General features: G+C 40.2%; 17 protein-coding genes. 16 read left to right on the forward strand and 1 reads right to left on the reverse strand.

Annotation, left to right across the window (positions count from 1 at the left end; genetic code table 11):
• Positions 1 to 159: 159 nt before the first annotated feature.
• From OO184_RS23405 to dtpB, 16 genes are all read left to right on the forward strand, one after another.
• The gene (locus OO184_RS23405) at positions 160 to 471 is read left to right on the forward strand and encodes a YjeO family protein (RefSeq protein WP_265381229.1); all 312 of its coding nucleotides are present in this window, start codon (positions 160 to 162) and stop codon (positions 469 to 471) included.
• 308 nt (positions 472 to 779) lie between these two features.
• Positions 780 to 1,259 (forward strand): Hcp family type VI secretion system effector, encoded by a 480-nt coding sequence (locus tag OO184_RS23410; protein ID WP_265381230.1) that lies wholly within the window; start codon positions 780 to 782, stop codon positions 1,257 to 1,259.
• 2 nt (positions 1,260 to 1,261) lie between these two features.
• Positions 1,262 to 2,128 carry an RNase A-like domain-containing protein gene (locus tag OO184_RS23415; RefSeq protein ID WP_265381231.1) on the forward strand — a complete coding sequence of 289 codons (867 nt, stop codon included), beginning with the start codon at positions 1,262 to 1,264 and terminating at the stop codon, positions 2,126 to 2,128.
• 24 nt (positions 2,129 to 2,152) lie between these two features.
• Positions 2,153 to 2,461: a contact-dependent growth inhibition system immunity protein gene (locus OO184_RS23420; RefSeq protein ID WP_049583193.1), complete on the forward strand. Its 309-nt coding sequence runs from the start codon at positions 2,153 to 2,155 to the stop codon at positions 2,459 to 2,461.
• A gap of 3 nt (positions 2,462 to 2,464) precedes the next feature.
• A complete protein-coding gene (locus OO184_RS23425) occupies positions 2,465 to 2,785 on the forward strand; it encodes a contact-dependent growth inhibition system immunity protein (RefSeq protein WP_049583194.1) in 321 nt (106 codons plus the stop codon).
• Positions 2,786 to 2,867: 82 nt separating this feature from the next.
• Complete coding sequence (locus OO184_RS23430) at positions 2,868 to 3,161, forward strand: contact-dependent growth inhibition system immunity protein (RefSeq protein ID WP_265381232.1); 294 nt, start codon at positions 2,868 to 2,870, stop codon at positions 3,159 to 3,161.
• A 123-nt stretch (positions 3,162 to 3,284) separates the two neighbouring features.
• Positions 3,285 to 3,593: a contact-dependent growth inhibition system immunity protein gene (locus OO184_RS23435; RefSeq protein WP_265381233.1), complete on the forward strand. Its 309-nt coding sequence runs from the start codon at positions 3,285 to 3,287 to the stop codon at positions 3,591 to 3,593.
• Positions 3,594 to 3,596: 3 nt separating this feature from the next.
• The gene (locus OO184_RS23440) at positions 3,597 to 3,917 is read left to right on the forward strand and encodes a contact-dependent growth inhibition system immunity protein (RefSeq protein WP_265381234.1); all 321 of its coding nucleotides are present in this window, start codon (positions 3,597 to 3,599) and stop codon (positions 3,915 to 3,917) included.
• A gap of 3 nt (positions 3,918 to 3,920) precedes the next feature.
• Complete coding sequence (locus OO184_RS23445; protein ID WP_265381235.1) at positions 3,921 to 4,241, forward strand: contact-dependent growth inhibition system immunity protein; 321 nt, start codon at positions 3,921 to 3,923, stop codon at positions 4,239 to 4,241.
• 45 nt (positions 4,242 to 4,286) lie between these two features.
• Positions 4,287 to 4,529, forward strand: coding sequence for a contact-dependent growth inhibition system immunity protein (locus tag OO184_RS23450; RefSeq protein ID WP_265381236.1), 243 nt, complete (start codon positions 4,287 to 4,289; stop codon positions 4,527 to 4,529).
• Positions 4,530 to 4,765: 236 nt separating this feature from the next.
• On the forward strand, positions 4,766 to 5,080 hold the full coding sequence (locus tag OO184_RS23455) for a hypothetical protein (protein WP_265381237.1): 315 nt from the start codon (positions 4,766 to 4,768) through the stop codon (positions 5,078 to 5,080).
• A gap of 311 nt (positions 5,081 to 5,391) precedes the next feature.
• Positions 5,392 to 6,138, forward strand: a complete 747-nt coding sequence (locus tag OO184_RS23460) for an SDR family oxidoreductase (RefSeq protein ID WP_265381238.1) — start codon at positions 5,392 to 5,394, stop codon at positions 6,136 to 6,138.
• Between the two features lie 250 nt (positions 6,139 to 6,388).
• Positions 6,389 to 9,220: an RHS repeat protein gene (locus OO184_RS23465; RefSeq protein ID WP_283256375.1), complete on the forward strand. Its 2,832-nt coding sequence runs from the start codon at positions 6,389 to 6,391 to the stop codon at positions 9,218 to 9,220.
• Between the two features lie 344 nt (positions 9,221 to 9,564).
• The gene (hpaB, locus tag OO184_RS23470; RefSeq protein ID WP_265381239.1) at positions 9,565 to 11,127 is read left to right on the forward strand and encodes a 4-hydroxyphenylacetate 3-monooxygenase, oxygenase component; all 1,563 of its coding nucleotides are present in this window, start codon (positions 9,565 to 9,567) and stop codon (positions 11,125 to 11,127) included.
• A gap of 19 nt (positions 11,128 to 11,146) precedes the next feature.
• Positions 11,147 to 11,665, forward strand: a complete 519-nt coding sequence (gene hpaC, locus OO184_RS23475) for a 4-hydroxyphenylacetate 3-monooxygenase, reductase component (RefSeq protein ID WP_049583203.1) — start codon at positions 11,147 to 11,149, stop codon at positions 11,663 to 11,665.
• A 331-nt stretch (positions 11,666 to 11,996) separates the two neighbouring features.
• Positions 11,997 to 13,466, forward strand: coding sequence for a dipeptide/tripeptide permease DtpB (dtpB, locus tag OO184_RS23480; protein ID WP_265381240.1), 1,470 nt, complete (start codon positions 11,997 to 11,999; stop codon positions 13,464 to 13,466).
• Positions 13,467 to 13,857: 391 nt separating this feature from the next.
• Here the strand turns inward: dtpB and OO184_RS23485 are convergent, their stop codons facing one another.
• Positions 13,858 to 14,577, reverse strand: coding sequence for a class I SAM-dependent methyltransferase (locus OO184_RS23485; RefSeq protein ID WP_265381241.1), 720 nt, complete (start codon positions 14,575 to 14,577; stop codon positions 13,858 to 13,860).
• Positions 14,578 to 14,838 lie beyond the last annotated feature (261 nt).

Raw genomic sequence — 14,838 nt, forward strand, 5'->3', positions numbered from 1 at the left:
ATGGTGTAAATGGTCAACATTATTTATGGGCGCACGGGATACCCCACGTACAATACAACAAGAAATTAATAACAAAATCTGCTCACCGAGAAAAAACACCTGTTTTATTATTTGCAGGATTAAAACCAAGACAACGCATTTAATCATGAGAATTTCAGAATGAGCAAATCAGCCATAGTTTTAAATATCACTTATGCTATCTTTTGTGCGTTATTTATATATATGATGTCATACTTAGAAGAAGAGCATTATATCGGTGGTCAGGATACAGATAATCTCTGTACTGTTTACAGAGAGCTGATAGATGATAATCGTGATGTATTTGCTCCAACATGTTTACTGATTATGTCTCCCCTAATTTATGTAACCGTGAAGAAAAGATTCAAATCCCTTTCTCTTAATGTCATTACATTTGCTTTGCTTGGATACTGGGTGTGGCGGTTCTTTGTCAGATTAATCGTATGCGTTTAGAATAGTTTCAAATATTCAGGTAACAGTTACTGGGCGTTACCTGAATGTCAATTCACGCTATGTCAACTCACACTATATCAATTCACACAATGTCAATTCACACTATGCGATTATTACAAACATGCCATCTGGATAGTCGAGATATTTAAGTCCCTTTTAACACTTTGATGCCACATTTCTAAGTATTCTGGTTTTAAAAATTTACTCTTCTTACAAATGTAAATTATCTTAAATTTATAAATTTTTAATTGCTTTTTGCACACACCCTACAGCAGGATAAAAAAAGCACATTAAGAGGAGCAACCAGTATGGCAAATATCATTTATCTAACATTGAAAGGCAAAAAACAGGGGCTGATCTCCACTGGCTGCGGTTCCTTAAACTCTATAGGAAATAATTACCAGCACGGCCATGAGAATGAGATTTTTATTTACTCTCTTCAACATTTAATGACGAGGGAACAACACGTATCCCATCATCCGGTTATGGTAGTAAAACCCGTCGATAAATCTTCGCCTTTACTGACGCGAAGCTTCGATGAAAATGAAGAGCTGGAATGCCTGTTTGAGAATTATCGAACATCACCAACCGGAGGATTAGAAAAAAATTATTCCATCAGGCTAGGCCACGCCTTTATCTCCAGCATAAAATGCCATTTTCCGCATTCCAGAGATAATAATGCCGGCGTACCACAAGAAATTATCTGTTTCACTTATAAAAATATCACATGGAATAATCTGGCCTGCTCCACCGGTTCTTATAGCTTCTGGGATGACAGGGTTTATTGACGATGAATAATGCCGCTTATTTAACTGATACCCCTGTTGATTCAGAGTCTGAGAATGGGTTACGCATTGTTTTATCGCCTGTGCAACTTGCGGCGATCCTATCGGATAATACCATTACCGAGGAAGAGACTTGGAGTAACAGAATATTAGGTGGGGCAAGTTTAGCAGCGGGAGTCGTTGAACTGATTGGCGCTGGCGCTCTTTGTCTGGCGCCTGATCCTTCAACGCTAACTAAAGCTGCCTGCGTTATTATCGGCGCGCACAGTCTTGATGTAATGAATGCTTCTGCCAGTCAAATAATTACCGGCAGAGAAACCTCGACGGAAACTTATCAAGAGGCGGTAAATTTAGCAAAAGAATTTGGAGCTGATGATTACACCGCTTCTGAAATAGGGCTTACCGTCGATATCGCTGTGCCATTGTCATTTGCTTCAATAGCGGGCGCTGTTAGAGTTGCTTCTGTACGGGTAGGCAGAATTAAGTTAATTGAACATGAATCGCCTACAGGATTAAAACCAGGTGGACATACTTTGCTTAAACATGTTGGGCTATCGGAGCAGGAGTTGAGGGCGAGGTTTTTAATATCTAAAACAATGAAAGAATCAAGTTGTTTTTATGATATAAAAATAGCAGAGAAAGTGATTTCAAATACCATCAAAAATAATCAGGCAAAAATAATTAACTGGACGAAATATGCTTTTGGAGGTAGCAGGTTAACTATAGATGATGTTTCAAAAGTACCGGTTGGCATCGGCATTACCAAAGGTGTTGAAGGAGTAGACCAATTATATAAAGTGAGAGTTGTTTTATATTACTCTGAATTCAATGGTAAGCCGTACTATATATTAACCGCCTTTCCTAAATATTAATCATATATAAAGAGGGTCAATGCAATGAAAAGAAAAAAAGAAACACAACACTTAGATAATTTTATCGGGGCTTATTTTAACCAAGATTGTGACATATTTGGCGAAACAACAATAGATGAGGTAATAACTGAATATTTAAATAGCGAACCTCCCATATTTATGAAAGGATTAATAGAGGACATTGATTACTTTATTAGTAACTCAAAAGATGTAGAAAAAGATTTTGATAATTTGGGTCATGAATTCTATCCAGAGTTATGGGAAACTACTGCATTAGATTTTCTAAATCATGTATCCAAAAGAGTACGGGATTATCTAAAAAAGGAGGTTTAGCTTATGACCGGACAATATCCATTTCTAGATATTCTAATGCATGGCTACTTCAATCAGGACTTCGATATAATATCAGGCCCCGAGCTTGATGATGTTATCAATGATTTTCTTCATGTCGCAACTCAGGGAATGAGAAAAGGGTTAATAGAAGAAATCAATGATCTTATTGACATTTCCGAAGATGTAGAGAGCACATTTGATTATCATTACCATGATGCTGACGTTCTCCCAGAATGGTGGGGACTCACAGCACTTGAATTTTTAGAGCATGTATCAAAAAAAGCACAGGATTTTTTAAACGAGCATACTGAAAAAGATGAGTAATTAAGGCATTCTGAATTTAACGGTAAACAATACTATATACTACAGCATTCCCAAAATTTAATTAAGATTTATGGAGAATAAGATGGAACTAAATCGTTTGATGTACGCCTACTTTAATCAAGACTATGACATAATATCTGGCCCTGAGCTTGATGATGTCATAAATGACTATCTTGATACCACGAATGAAGCAATGAAGAAAGAGCTAATAGAGGAAATAGAGTCTTTTATCCATAATTCAGAAAATATAGAGAAAGACTTTCAAACTCTCTATTATAGTTCTAGCTTTTGCCCTAAATTATGGGAAACCACAGCATTTGAATTTCTACAATATGTATCAAAAAGAGCAAAAGATTATCTGGATAAAAATGAGTAATTAAACGTTTTTTCAGACAACAAACAAGGAAATTTAATCAATAAGAATGGCTTATATATTTCAAGAAATTCTATTGATTTTGATTACCAAGAGATCGCAATAATATGAAAGGCCACAATTAAAATGACCGGACAATATCCATTTTTAGACATCTTAGTAGGCGCTTATTTTTGTCAAGATTATGACTTATTGTATGGAGAAACTATGGATGAAGTCACAGATTGCTTTCTTAATGTTGCAACTCAGGAAATGATAAAAAAATTAATAGAAGAGATTGATTCTTTTATTAGCACTTCAGAAGATATAGAAAAAGATTTTGACGCTCTCTACTATAGTGACTTTGACCCAGACTTTTGGGACACTGCCACAGCACTTGGTTTTTTAAACTATGTATCCAAAAGAGCACGCGATTATCTAAAAAAGGAAGTTTAGCTTATGACCGGACAATATCCATTTCTAGATATTTTAATGCATGCTTATTTTAATCAGGACTTCGATATAATATCAGGTCCCGAGCTTGATGATGTTATCAATGATTTTCTTAATGATGCATCTCAGGGAATGAGAAAAGGGTTAATAGAAGAAATCAACGATCTTATTAACTCTTCTGAAGATGTAGAGAACACATTTGATTATCATTATCATGATGTTGACGTTCTCCCAGAAGTATGGAATATGACAGCACTTGAATTTTTAGAGCATGTATCAAAAAAAGCACAGGATTTTCTAAACGAACGCATTGAAAAGGAGGTTTAGCTTATGAACAGACAATATCCACTTTTGGATAATTTAATGTACGCTTATTTTAATCAGGACTATGAAATAATATCTGGCCCTGAGCTTGATGATGTCATAGATGATTTTTTTAGTAACACAAGCAATAGAATGAAAAGAGAAGTCATAAAAGAAATTAATACTTTCATATGTAATTCCAAAGATATAGAGAAAGAATTTTACTTCATCTATTCTGATGCTGACGTTTTCCCCGAAATATGGCACCTAACAGCACTTGAATTTTTAGAGCACGTATCAAGAAAAGCACAGAATTTTTTGAACGAACATACTGAACAAGATGAATAGTTAAAGTATTCTTAAATGAAAAAATAAACAAAGAGGTTTAATTCAATGGAAAGAGAAATAGAAAGAAAATATATAGATGATTTAATGATTACTTATTTTCATCAAGATTATCAGTTATTCGGCGAAACAATAGATGAAATAGTAACTGACTATCTAAACCATCAATATCCAATAACTATACCCGTTATCTTTCAAGTTGCCTCTTTGTTGGCTGCACTCGTTCACCCCGGTCACATAGTTATCTATGCTCCCGGGGATTCGCTCCCTTGCCGTCGCGATGCACCTTGAAATCCATAGGGTATATAATAAGTTTAATAAGAGAAATTAATATTTTTATCCGTAATTCTGATGATGTAGAAAAAGATTTTCATAATTTAAATTACGATGAATTTGTTCCTGAATTATGGGAAACCACTGCGTTAGACTTTCTAAATCAGGTATCAAAATTAGCACAAGAATATTTGGATAAAGATAACTAATCATAGTCATTTTTAATGTGATAGTAAATAAAGAGGTAAAATATAATGGAAATGAGAGAAAAATTGCAGTACATAGATAAGCTTACAAATGCTATTGATAGGAATGATTTTGAATTATTCCACAACATACTCAATGAGTTGCAAGGAAATTATCTTAATGTCGCACCGCTAATGTTATTAGACAATATTAATCGTCTTATCTATGCCGCCCAAAATATAAAAGGATTTTTTAGTATCCGTCATTATGATACCGATGAACCAAAGTTATGTGAAACTATTTCCGCCGTATTAGAACATCTGAATCAGTCATCAAAAATAATGCAAAGTTATATAAACAAACAACATGAAAAGGACAAATAAATCAACTTTGTATCCATGAAATTTTCAAATAAAAAACGCTTTTGAAGGTGAAAAATTAATTATATATCACACTTCAAAAGCGTCATTTAATAATAACGACCAGCCATATATTACCATAATAAAAAAACACTACAGAATATTATTATGATTTTCATGACCAGCATCCATAAAACCAATTAAATAATTATATCATCATGACTTTAATTATAATATATGGCAGACTGTATGTGGATTTTCTAAATTATATAATCAGAAAAGTGGAATATTATTTAGATAATAGTAAACAAATAACGGCTCCAAGTGAGAAAACTATGCAGAAAATCACATTAATTACGGGCGGATCTCGCGGCATTGGTCGCGCAACCGCGCTTTATCTGGCAGAGAAAGGGCATCATATTGGTATTGGTTACCACACTAATCAAGCTCAAGCGCTGGAAGTCACAGAAATCATCCATAAAATAGGCGGTAAAGCTATCGCCATTCAGGTCAATGTCGCTGATGAACAACAAGTCGTAGAATTCTTCCAAAGAATTGATAAAGAACTCGGATGTATAACCGGTTTGGTGAATAATGCCGGTATTCTCAAACCACAAGCATCAATTGAACAACTCACCGCTGACCGCCTGAATGATATTTTTGCCGTCAATGTTGTAGGCAGTTTTCTCTGTGCACGGGAAGCAGTTAAAAGAATGTCTTTCCGACATGGTGGACAAGGCGGCTCAATTGTCAATGTTTCATCCGCCGCATCCCGACTGGGATCGCCGCACGAATATATAGATTACGCCGCATCGAAAGGTGCAATCGATACTTTGACTATCGGCCTGTCTCTGGAAGTAGCCGATCAGGGAATTCGGGTAAATGCCGTTCGTCCCGGATTTATCTATACCAATATGCACGCCGATGGCGGCGAACCAAATCGCGTTGAGCGGGTGAAAAATTCCTTACCAATGAAACGCGGCGGGCAACCGAAAGAAGTTGCACAGGCTATAGCTTGGTTGCTATCGGATGAAGCTTCATACGTAACCGGGAATTTTATTGATCTGGCCGGAGGGAAATAACATTTAAAACAAGTATAGATTGAGCTGAATTTATCAATACATGGATAAAGAAACCAGAAAACAAAAGACGTCCTATATTTTCAATCACTCTGAATCAATATTTAGGATGTATTATTAATTAGTATGGGCTGACATATTGATAACAGAACTCATTGCTATTTTCTGAGAATAATATGCCAAAACGCCCATCTAACTGAATGCAGATAAATCTGCAACGACCAAAATCCTTAATACAACCAAGAGGTAAGTTATGAAAAACACTGACCCAAAACTTTATCAACATACGCCCACAGTTAGCGTCTACGATAATCGTGGCCTTACCATCCGCAATATCGATTTTCACCGCACTGTTGCGGGAGGAGATACAGATATTCGTATTACCCGCCACCAATATGATGCCAGAGGACACCTGAGCCAAAGCATTGATCCGCGTTTGTACGACGCCAAACAGACCGATAATTCGATAAATCCCAACTTCCTCTGGCAATACAATCTGACCGGCGATACTTTGCGAACAGAAAGTGCCGATGCCGGCCGTATCGTTGCCCTCAATGATATTGAAGGCCGTCAGGTATTGATCGTAACTGCAACTGGCGTCACTCAGACTCGACAATATGAAGCTAACACTCTGCCCGGCCGCCTATTATCCGTAAGCGAACAAGCTCCCGAAGAAAAGGCGCCCCGTGTTACTGAATATCTTATTTGGGCAAGTAATACACAAGCGGAGAAAGATCATAATCTTGCCGGCCAGTACGTGCGCCACTACGACACAGCAGGCATGACGCAACTGGAAAGTTTATCGTTGACAGAAAATATCTTATCTCAGTCCTGCAAGTTGTTGGCCGATGGTCAGGAAGCAGATTGGATGGGTAACGATGAAACCCTCTGGCAGACCAAATTCAATAACGAAACTTACACGACACAAAGCACCTTTGATGCTACTGGCGCGTTGCTGACTCAAACCGATGCAACAGGCAACATACAGCGTTTGGCTTACAATGTAGCCGGGCAGTTAAAAGGTAGCTGGCTGACATTGAAAAACCAAAGCGAGCAAGTCATTATCAAATCCCTGACCTACTCCGCCGCAGGCCAGAAACTGCGTGAAGAACACGGCAACGGCGTTATCACCGAATACCGCTATGAACCAGAAACTTTACGATTGATTAGCACGACGACCCGCCGTCAATCAGATAACAAGGTGTTACAAGATCTACGCTATGAACATGATCCGGTCGGGAACATTATCAGTGTTCGTAATGATGCAGAGGCCACCCGCTTCTGGCGCAATCAGAAAATAGTCCCTGAAAACATCTATACCTACGATTCCCTTTACCAGCTCATTAACGCAACAGGACGTGAGATGGCTAATATCAGTCAGCAAAGCAACCAACTTCCTTCACCAATCATCCCTCTGCCTACTGATGACAGCTCATATACCAACTATACTCGCAACTATAATTACGACCGCAGCGGCAATCTGATTCAAATCCGACACAATTCGCCCGCAACCCAAAATAACTACACCACAGATATAACTGTTTCCAATCGCAGTAACCGGGCAGTGCTGAGTTCACTGGCCTCAGATTCAACACAGGTAGATGCCTTGTTTGATGCTGGCGGCCATCAAAAAAAATTACTACCGGGGCAAGATCTGAGCTGGAATGCCCGTGGCGAACTACAACAGGTAACGCCAGTGAGCCGCGAAAATGCCAGTGATCGGGAGTGGTATCGTTATGGCAACGACGGCATGCGGCAGTTAAAAGTCAGTGAACAACAGGCAGGCAACAGCACGCAGCAGCAACGAGTGACTTATCTTCCCGGTCTGGAGTTACGTACAACGCAAAATGGAGCCTCGATATCGGAAGACCTGCATATTATTACCGTGGGGGCAGCCGGTCACGCACAGGTACGGGTTCTCCATTGGGAAACCACACCACCAGCCGGTATCAGCAATAATCAGCTCCGTTATAGCTATGATAATTTGATTGGTTCCAGTCAACTTGAACTGGATAATGAAGGACAAATTATCAGTCAGGAAGAGTATTATCCATTTGGCGGTACAGCGTTATGGGCAGCAAGAAACCAAATAGAAGCCAGCTATAAAATCCTCCGTTATTCAGGTAAAGAACGAGATGCTACCGGACTCTACTATTACGGCTATCGTTATTATCAACCGTGGGTGGGTAGATGGTTAAGCGCCGATCCGGCTGGAACAGTTGATGGACTTAATTTATATCGAATGGTGAAAAATAATCCGTCAACACTCATTGATATTTCTGGACTTAATTCTGAAACTCACAAGATTTTCGGGTTTAATATACAAATAGATAACCCAGAAGAATGGGAATCAACACAGATAAGAGTCAAAAACAAATTCTTGAATTTCGACTCCGTAGATACTTTAACGAAAGAAAGAAAACATGGGCTCAATGTACCAGAAGAATTATTCGATAGACAGATTGAAAAAGATGAATCGATATTAACCTTCAAAAAAGACCTACCCATAAGCTGTATTAGCAGCACAGAGTATACCCTTGACATCTTACATAACAAAAATGAGACTAAACCATTCCCCTACGAAAGTGAAGCCACAGTTGGAGCAGATCTGGGAGTAATAATGTCCGTGGAATTTGGAAATAAATCAATTGAAAACGCATCAGACATAGATTTAAAAGAAGACGTTCTACCATTAAGAAAATCCACGGATAAAACAGTCCTGCCAGATTTAAAACAAGGGTTAATGATAGCAGAGAAAGTAACAAGTAAAGGGAAAGCGTATCCTTTTCATTTTGGTGCCGCAATAGCTGTTGTATACGATAAGGAGAAAAAAGTAGCTGCTTCAATTCTGACAGATCTATCTGAGCCTGAAAGAGAGGAAGGAGCTCATTTACAAAGCTCAAAAACGGTAAACGCAATGTTTATCACAAACGTAAATGAATTTAGAGGCCATGATTACCCAGAAAGTAAATATAGTATCGGATTAGTTAAAGCTGAAAAACGTCAGCCGGTAGTAACCAAAAAGCGGGCACTCCCAGAAGATGCCCCGTCATCATCCAGAAATAAAAAATTGCATGTACATTAATCTCTGTGCCTTAATCAAAGGTTCTGTACATAAGCTCGTATAACTATTATCTCACTAAAGGTGACCATGCAAACGGTCACCAAACTCAATAATAAAACCATCACGAATCTGATTAACCCAACCAATTAAAAATAGATTTTGAAATAACAGTCACAAAAATATCGCCTGGATCACACTTTAAATAACAAAGCCTCCTTCCCAACGAAAAGTACCAGCGAACCTTCCGAAAATCTATTCAAGAAACGCCGTTCTAAAGCTTCAATTAAGAAACACAAAACAAACATTAAATTAACATTTCCGTGCCGATATTGATTGGCGCTTTTTATGACGACTGTGAGGTAGACATGAAACCAGAAGATTTTCGCGCCGACAAAAAACGTCCTTTCACCGGTGAAGAGTACCTGAAAAGCCTTCAAGATGGCCGCGAAATTTACATTTATGGCGAACGCGTAAAAGATGTCACTACACATCCCGCATTCCGCAATTCTGCTGCTTCAATCGGTCAGTTGTACGATGCCCTGCACGCCCCGGAAACCCATGACGCCCTGTGCTGGAATACCGATACCGGCAACGGCGGGTATACTCACAAATTCTTCCGCTTTGCTACCAGTGCGGATGATCTGCGCCAACAACGTGATGCTATCGCGGAATGGTCACGTCAAACTTATGGCTGGATGGGCCGATCACCTGATTATAAAGCGGCCTTCGGCAACGTTCTCGGCGCATTCCCTGAATATTACGGTCAATTCGCGGATAACGCCCGTACCTGGTATAAACGTATTCAAGAAACGGGCGTTTACTTTAACCATGCCATTGTCAATCCACCTATCGATCGCCATAAACCCGCCGATCAGACACGTGATGTCTATATTAAACTAGAAAAAGAAACGGATGCCGGTATTATCGTCAGCGGCGCAAAAGTGGTAGCAACTAACTCAGCCCTGACTCACTATAACTTTATCGGTTTTGGTTCCGCACAAGTCATGGGAGATAACCCTGATTTTGCCTTGATGTTTGTCGCCCCAATGGATGCGGAAGGCGTGAAACTGATCTCCCGCGGCTCCTATGAATTGGTAGCAGGCGCAACAGGTTCCCCATTCGATTATCCCTTATCCAGCCGTTTTGATGAAAACGATGCGATTCTGGTGATGGATAAAGTACTTATCCCTTGGGAAAATGTCCTGATTTACCGTGATTTTGACCGCGCGCGTAATTGGGCAATTCAAGCGGGTTTCACCAGCCTGTTCCCATTACAGGCTTGTGTACGGCTAGCGGTGAAGCTGGATTTCATTACCGCCCTGCTACAAAGAAGCCTGGAGTGCACCGGCGTGATAGAATTCCGTGGCGTTCAGGCTAACTTGGGTGAAGTGGTTGCCTGGCGTAACCTGTTTTGGTCACTGAGTGACGCGATGTGGGCAGAAGCCAAGCCGTGGAAAGGCGGCGCTTATTTGCCGGATACTCAAGCAATACAAACTTATCGCGTTATGGCGCCAACGGCCTACACTAAGATTAAGAATATTATTGAAAGTAACGTCACCAGTGGCCTAATTTATCTACCATCCAGTGTACGTGATATGAACAACCCAGAAATTGATAAATATCTGGCCCGGTATGTTCGGGGTTCTAACGGTATCGATCACGTTGAACGTATCAAGATTTTAAAACTGATGTGGGACGCCATTGGCAGTGAATTTGGCGGCCGTCACGAGTTGTACGAAATCAACTATGCCGGTAGCCAGGATGAAATTCGGATGCAATGTCTGCGCCATGCTCATGGCTCTGGCAATATGAAAAAAATGATGGATATGGTTGATCGCTGCCTTGCCGATTATGATCAACATGGCTGGCGCAGACCACATTTATACAATAATAGCGATATTAACCAGTTAGATAAGCTGCTGAAATAATCGGTAGCAGGAGGCCAATATGTCTGTAGAAAATGAACATCGCCAGCACTTCAGAGATGCGATGGCGAGTCTGTCAGCAGCGGTGAATATCGTCACCACCGATGGCCATGCCGGATGCTGTGGCATCACTGCCACAGCGGTATGCTCAATCACCGATACGCCGCCCACGCTGATGGTATGCATTAACCGCAGCAGTGCTATGAATACCGTTTTTCAGGAAAATGGCCGCCTGTGCGTAAATATTTTAAACCACGAACAAGAATTGATGGCACGCCACTTTGCCGGTATGACCGGCGTCAGCATGGAAGAACGTTTTCGCTGGAATATCTGGCAGACAGGGCCATTAGGCCAACCGGTGTTAACCGGCACCCTCGCCAGCCTTGAAGGTGAAATCGAACAGGTGCAAGAAGTGGGGACGCATAACGTGTATCTGGTTCAGATTAAACATATCACGGTAAGCGAACAAGGCCACGGCCTCATCTATTTCAAGCGTAATTTCCGTCCAGTCATGTTGGAAATTGAAGCCGCCGCAGTTTAACTGCCCCCCATTAGGCAGTGATTGTTCTTCCACTATTCGGGCCCTGAGCGGCCTGAATAGCATTTCTTTGTCAACACCTCTATTCAGCCCTTTTCCTAATCATTTTTGGCATTCACCTGATGAATATACTATTAAATTCAATACTAATATCTTTATGTTAGTGTGATCACTAACTAGGAACATATTTTAACCATATAATAATCTACTGCCCTCCGATCACTTGAATAAAGTACATAAAAAAACCACTTTAGCGACAGATCATGTCACTGAATGTCACTGTACATTTCCAAGTGTATTTCAATCAATAATGACCAATCAGAGGCAATTAACTATGAATAAACCCGCATCCATCGGTTTATTACAACAACCCAAGCCGTTCTTTATGATTTTCTTCGTCGAGCTTTGGGAGCGATTCGGCTACTACGGCGTACAAGGCGTTCTCGCGGTCTACTTTGTACAAAAATTGGGATTTTCCCAGGAACAAGCGTTTATTACCTTCGGTGCATTTGCTGCGTTGGTTTTTGGTTTGATCTCTATTGGCGGCTATATAGGCGACCACTTACTGGGAACTAAACGAACCATTGTGTTGGGCGCCATTGTGCTGGCAATTGGCTACTTTATGACAGGCCTTTCTATCCTACACCCTGATTTAATTTTCTACGCACTGGGAACAATCGCCGTTGGTAACGGCCTGTTCAAAGCCAACCCAGCCAGCCTACTGTCTAAATGCTATCCACCCAAAGATCCTCGTCTGGATGGGGCTTTTACGTTATTTTACATGTCAATCAACCTTGGCTCGCTGTTCTCACTCGCTCTCGCTCCCGTTGTTGCGGAAAAATTTAGTTATGCCGTTACCTACAATATTTGTGGTATTGGTCTGATTATCGCGTTGTTGGTCTATATTTTCTGTCGCAAAACCGTCCGTAATATTGGTTCTGAACCCGACCATCGACCAATCAACTATAAAAACCTATTTCTGGTATTGGCGGGAAGCGTTGCGATGGTTTACGTCTGCGCATGGCTGATGCACAACGTGAAAATAGCGAATATTATGCTGATTACCCTCTCTGTCATCGTGGTGTTTATCTTCTTCCGGGAAGCATTAAAACAGGATAAAGCAGGCCGTAACAAAATGTTTGTTGCCTTCATTTTGATGCTGCAAGCGATTGTGTTCTTCATCCTATATGCCCAGATGCCAACTTCGCTAAACTTCTTCGCCATCCATAACGTTCACCATCAGTTGCTTGGTTTTAATATCAATCCGGTCAGTTTCCAGGCGCTTAACCCATTCTGGATTGTTGTTGCCAGCCCGATACTCGCCGTACTATACACTCACTGGGGCGCTAAAGGTAAAGACCTGACCATGCCAGCCAAATTTGCGGTTGGTATGTTCCTGTGCTCTTTAGGTTTCCTCACTGCCGCCGCTGCCGGTTTGTGGTTTGCAGATGAACAAGGTTTGACCTCTGCTTGGTTTATTGTTCTGGTTTATCTGTTCCAGGGCGTCGGAGAATTAATGATCAGCGCATTGGGCCTGGCAATGATTGCGGCCCTTGTTCCTCAGTACCTGATGGGTTTTATTCTGGGAATGTGGTATTTAACTCAAGCAACGTCCTCCTTACTCGGCGGCTATGTCGCAGCCCTGACGGCCGCACCGAAAGGTATTACTGACCCATTGCAAACATTACCAGTCTATACCAGCGTATTCGGCAAAATTGGGATTGCCACCTTTATCGTCGCTATCATCATGGCGGTCACCGTGCCGTGGCTGAACCGTATGATGAATGAAAAACAAAAAATATGATTTGATCTAAAATAAAAAACCTCGCCACAGGAGGAAATCCCGCTCATGTAACCTGCTCCCACAACTCAATCACCAGTGATAGTGGGGGCTTCTTATGACCTCGATTAGCCGTCGCTAATCGCTTCCGTGTCAGCGGGATCTGGCAAACCGATAGCCTGCCTAGCCAGCAGTTGATACAGGAAGTGGAAAACAGAGAAGATTAAAAGGACGAAAAACATTATTACATTCTCCCTTTCCAATCGTTTGCTTCACTCATCACAAAATATTAATCATCTTACTTTTCATAAAACACCATTCAAAACAATATTAAATTGCCTTCAAAACTAGTCATATGGAATCCCTCACCGGCATTTTTGTAATAAGCAAGGAATTCCATTAGTCAAATGAACATCTAGAATTTAGTAGCTTTGAACATTACGAAAGGCGGGTAATATCGTAGACTTTCAGTATCCTTTGAAACATCAGCGTCACTGTGTTCAAAAAGCTCAATAGTTTTGAACCCGGCCTCGCTCAAAATTTTGTAATATGTCTCTTTATGCCAATGCGTATCTGAAATCTTAAAAATACTTCCATTTGGCATATCTAAATACACTGGCTTGCTTTCCCCATCACTATATTTTTTATTTAGATCACCGCTCATGAAAGAACTGAACTTAATCCCAACGGAATCCGGATTGGTATCCAATACGTAAAAAATGCCGCCAGGTTTTAATGTCCTGTGAACTTCCTTAGCGATTTTCAAAAGATCAGACTTTTTACTGTTAGTAACGAACACGTAACAGCATATAGCTGCGTCGAAAGTATTATCATCGAAGTTAAGGACATCAGTTGTGATTTGATGATAAAAACTATTGCCACGATTGATGTTGCTGGAGGCTTTGTCCACCATAGTTTGTGAAATATCCACTCCCGTTACCATCTTTATGCCTCCAGCAATTAGCCGACGTGACACTTTCCCACCACCACAACCATAATCAAGAACCGATACGTTTTGTCCCAAACTCTCCTTAAGGTTCTCAATCAACGGCGTGTACCCAAGTCTTTCCTCCAAATAATCATCATATTGATCGAATAAGTTTGAAGCCTCTTCATTCATCCAGTCAGTATTCATTTGTCATCTCATATTCATTTATGTGTAGTAATAACCAAAAAAGGTCTAGATTTACCTATTTCAGCCCATTCATATTGAGTTCAGTCACAATATTCTCTTTTTTACAGGAGGTTTATCGTATATATAACCAATCAACTTCAACCCTGCATCTTCAAGTTAATTAGGTATATTACCACTCCAAAAATAGTTTTAAAAAAAACAATAACTATATTCATTAAAAATCATTACTTTATATAGAATGATATATAGTCGAGATAATTA

Source organism: Photorhabdus aballayi (assembly GCF_026153155.1).
Classification (GTDB): Bacteria; Pseudomonadota; Gammaproteobacteria; order Enterobacterales; family Enterobacteriaceae; genus Photorhabdus; species Photorhabdus luminescens.

Coding starts and splice junctions, on each gene's coding strand:
- OO184_RS23435 (WP_265381233.1), top strand. CDS start 3,285: ATGACCGGACAATATCCATTTTTAGACATCTTAGTAGGCGCTTATTTT.
- OO184_RS23425 (WP_049583194.1), top strand. CDS start 2,465: ATGACCGGACAATATCCATTTCTAGATATTCTAATGCATGGCTACTTC.
- dtpB (WP_265381240.1), top strand. CDS start 11,997: ATGAATAAACCCGCATCCATCGGTTTATTACAACAACCCAAGCCGTTC.
- hpaC (WP_049583203.1), top strand. CDS start 11,147: ATGTCTGTAGAAAATGAACATCGCCAGCACTTCAGAGATGCGATGGCG.
- OO184_RS23420 (WP_049583193.1), top strand. CDS start 2,153: ATGAAAAGAAAAAAAGAAACACAACACTTAGATAATTTTATCGGGGCT.
- OO184_RS23485 (WP_265381241.1), bottom strand. CDS start 14,577: ATGAATACTGACTGGATGAATGAAGAGGCTTCAAACTTATTCGATCAA.
- hpaB (WP_265381239.1), top strand. CDS start 9,565: ATGAAACCAGAAGATTTTCGCGCCGACAAAAAACGTCCTTTCACCGGT.
- OO184_RS23430 (WP_265381232.1), top strand. CDS start 2,868: ATGGAACTAAATCGTTTGATGTACGCCTACTTTAATCAAGACTATGAC.
- OO184_RS23450 (WP_265381236.1), top strand. CDS start 4,287: ATGGAAAGAGAAATAGAAAGAAAATATATAGATGATTTAATGATTACT.
- OO184_RS23410 (WP_265381230.1), top strand. CDS start 780: ATGGCAAATATCATTTATCTAACATTGAAAGGCAAAAAACAGGGGCTG.
- OO184_RS23465 (WP_283256375.1), top strand. CDS start 6,389: ATGAAAAACACTGACCCAAAACTTTATCAACATACGCCCACAGTTAGC.
- OO184_RS23455 (WP_265381237.1), top strand. CDS start 4,766: ATGGAAATGAGAGAAAAATTGCAGTACATAGATAAGCTTACAAATGCT.
- OO184_RS23440 (WP_265381234.1), top strand. CDS start 3,597: ATGACCGGACAATATCCATTTCTAGATATTTTAATGCATGCTTATTTT.
- OO184_RS23415 (WP_265381231.1), top strand. CDS start 1,262: ATGAATAATGCCGCTTATTTAACTGATACCCCTGTTGATTCAGAGTCT.
- OO184_RS23445 (WP_265381235.1), top strand. CDS start 3,921: ATGAACAGACAATATCCACTTTTGGATAATTTAATGTACGCTTATTTT.
- OO184_RS23405 (WP_265381229.1), top strand. CDS start 160: ATGAGCAAATCAGCCATAGTTTTAAATATCACTTATGCTATCTTTTGT.
- OO184_RS23460 (WP_265381238.1), top strand. CDS start 5,392: ATGCAGAAAATCACATTAATTACGGGCGGATCTCGCGGCATTGGTCGC.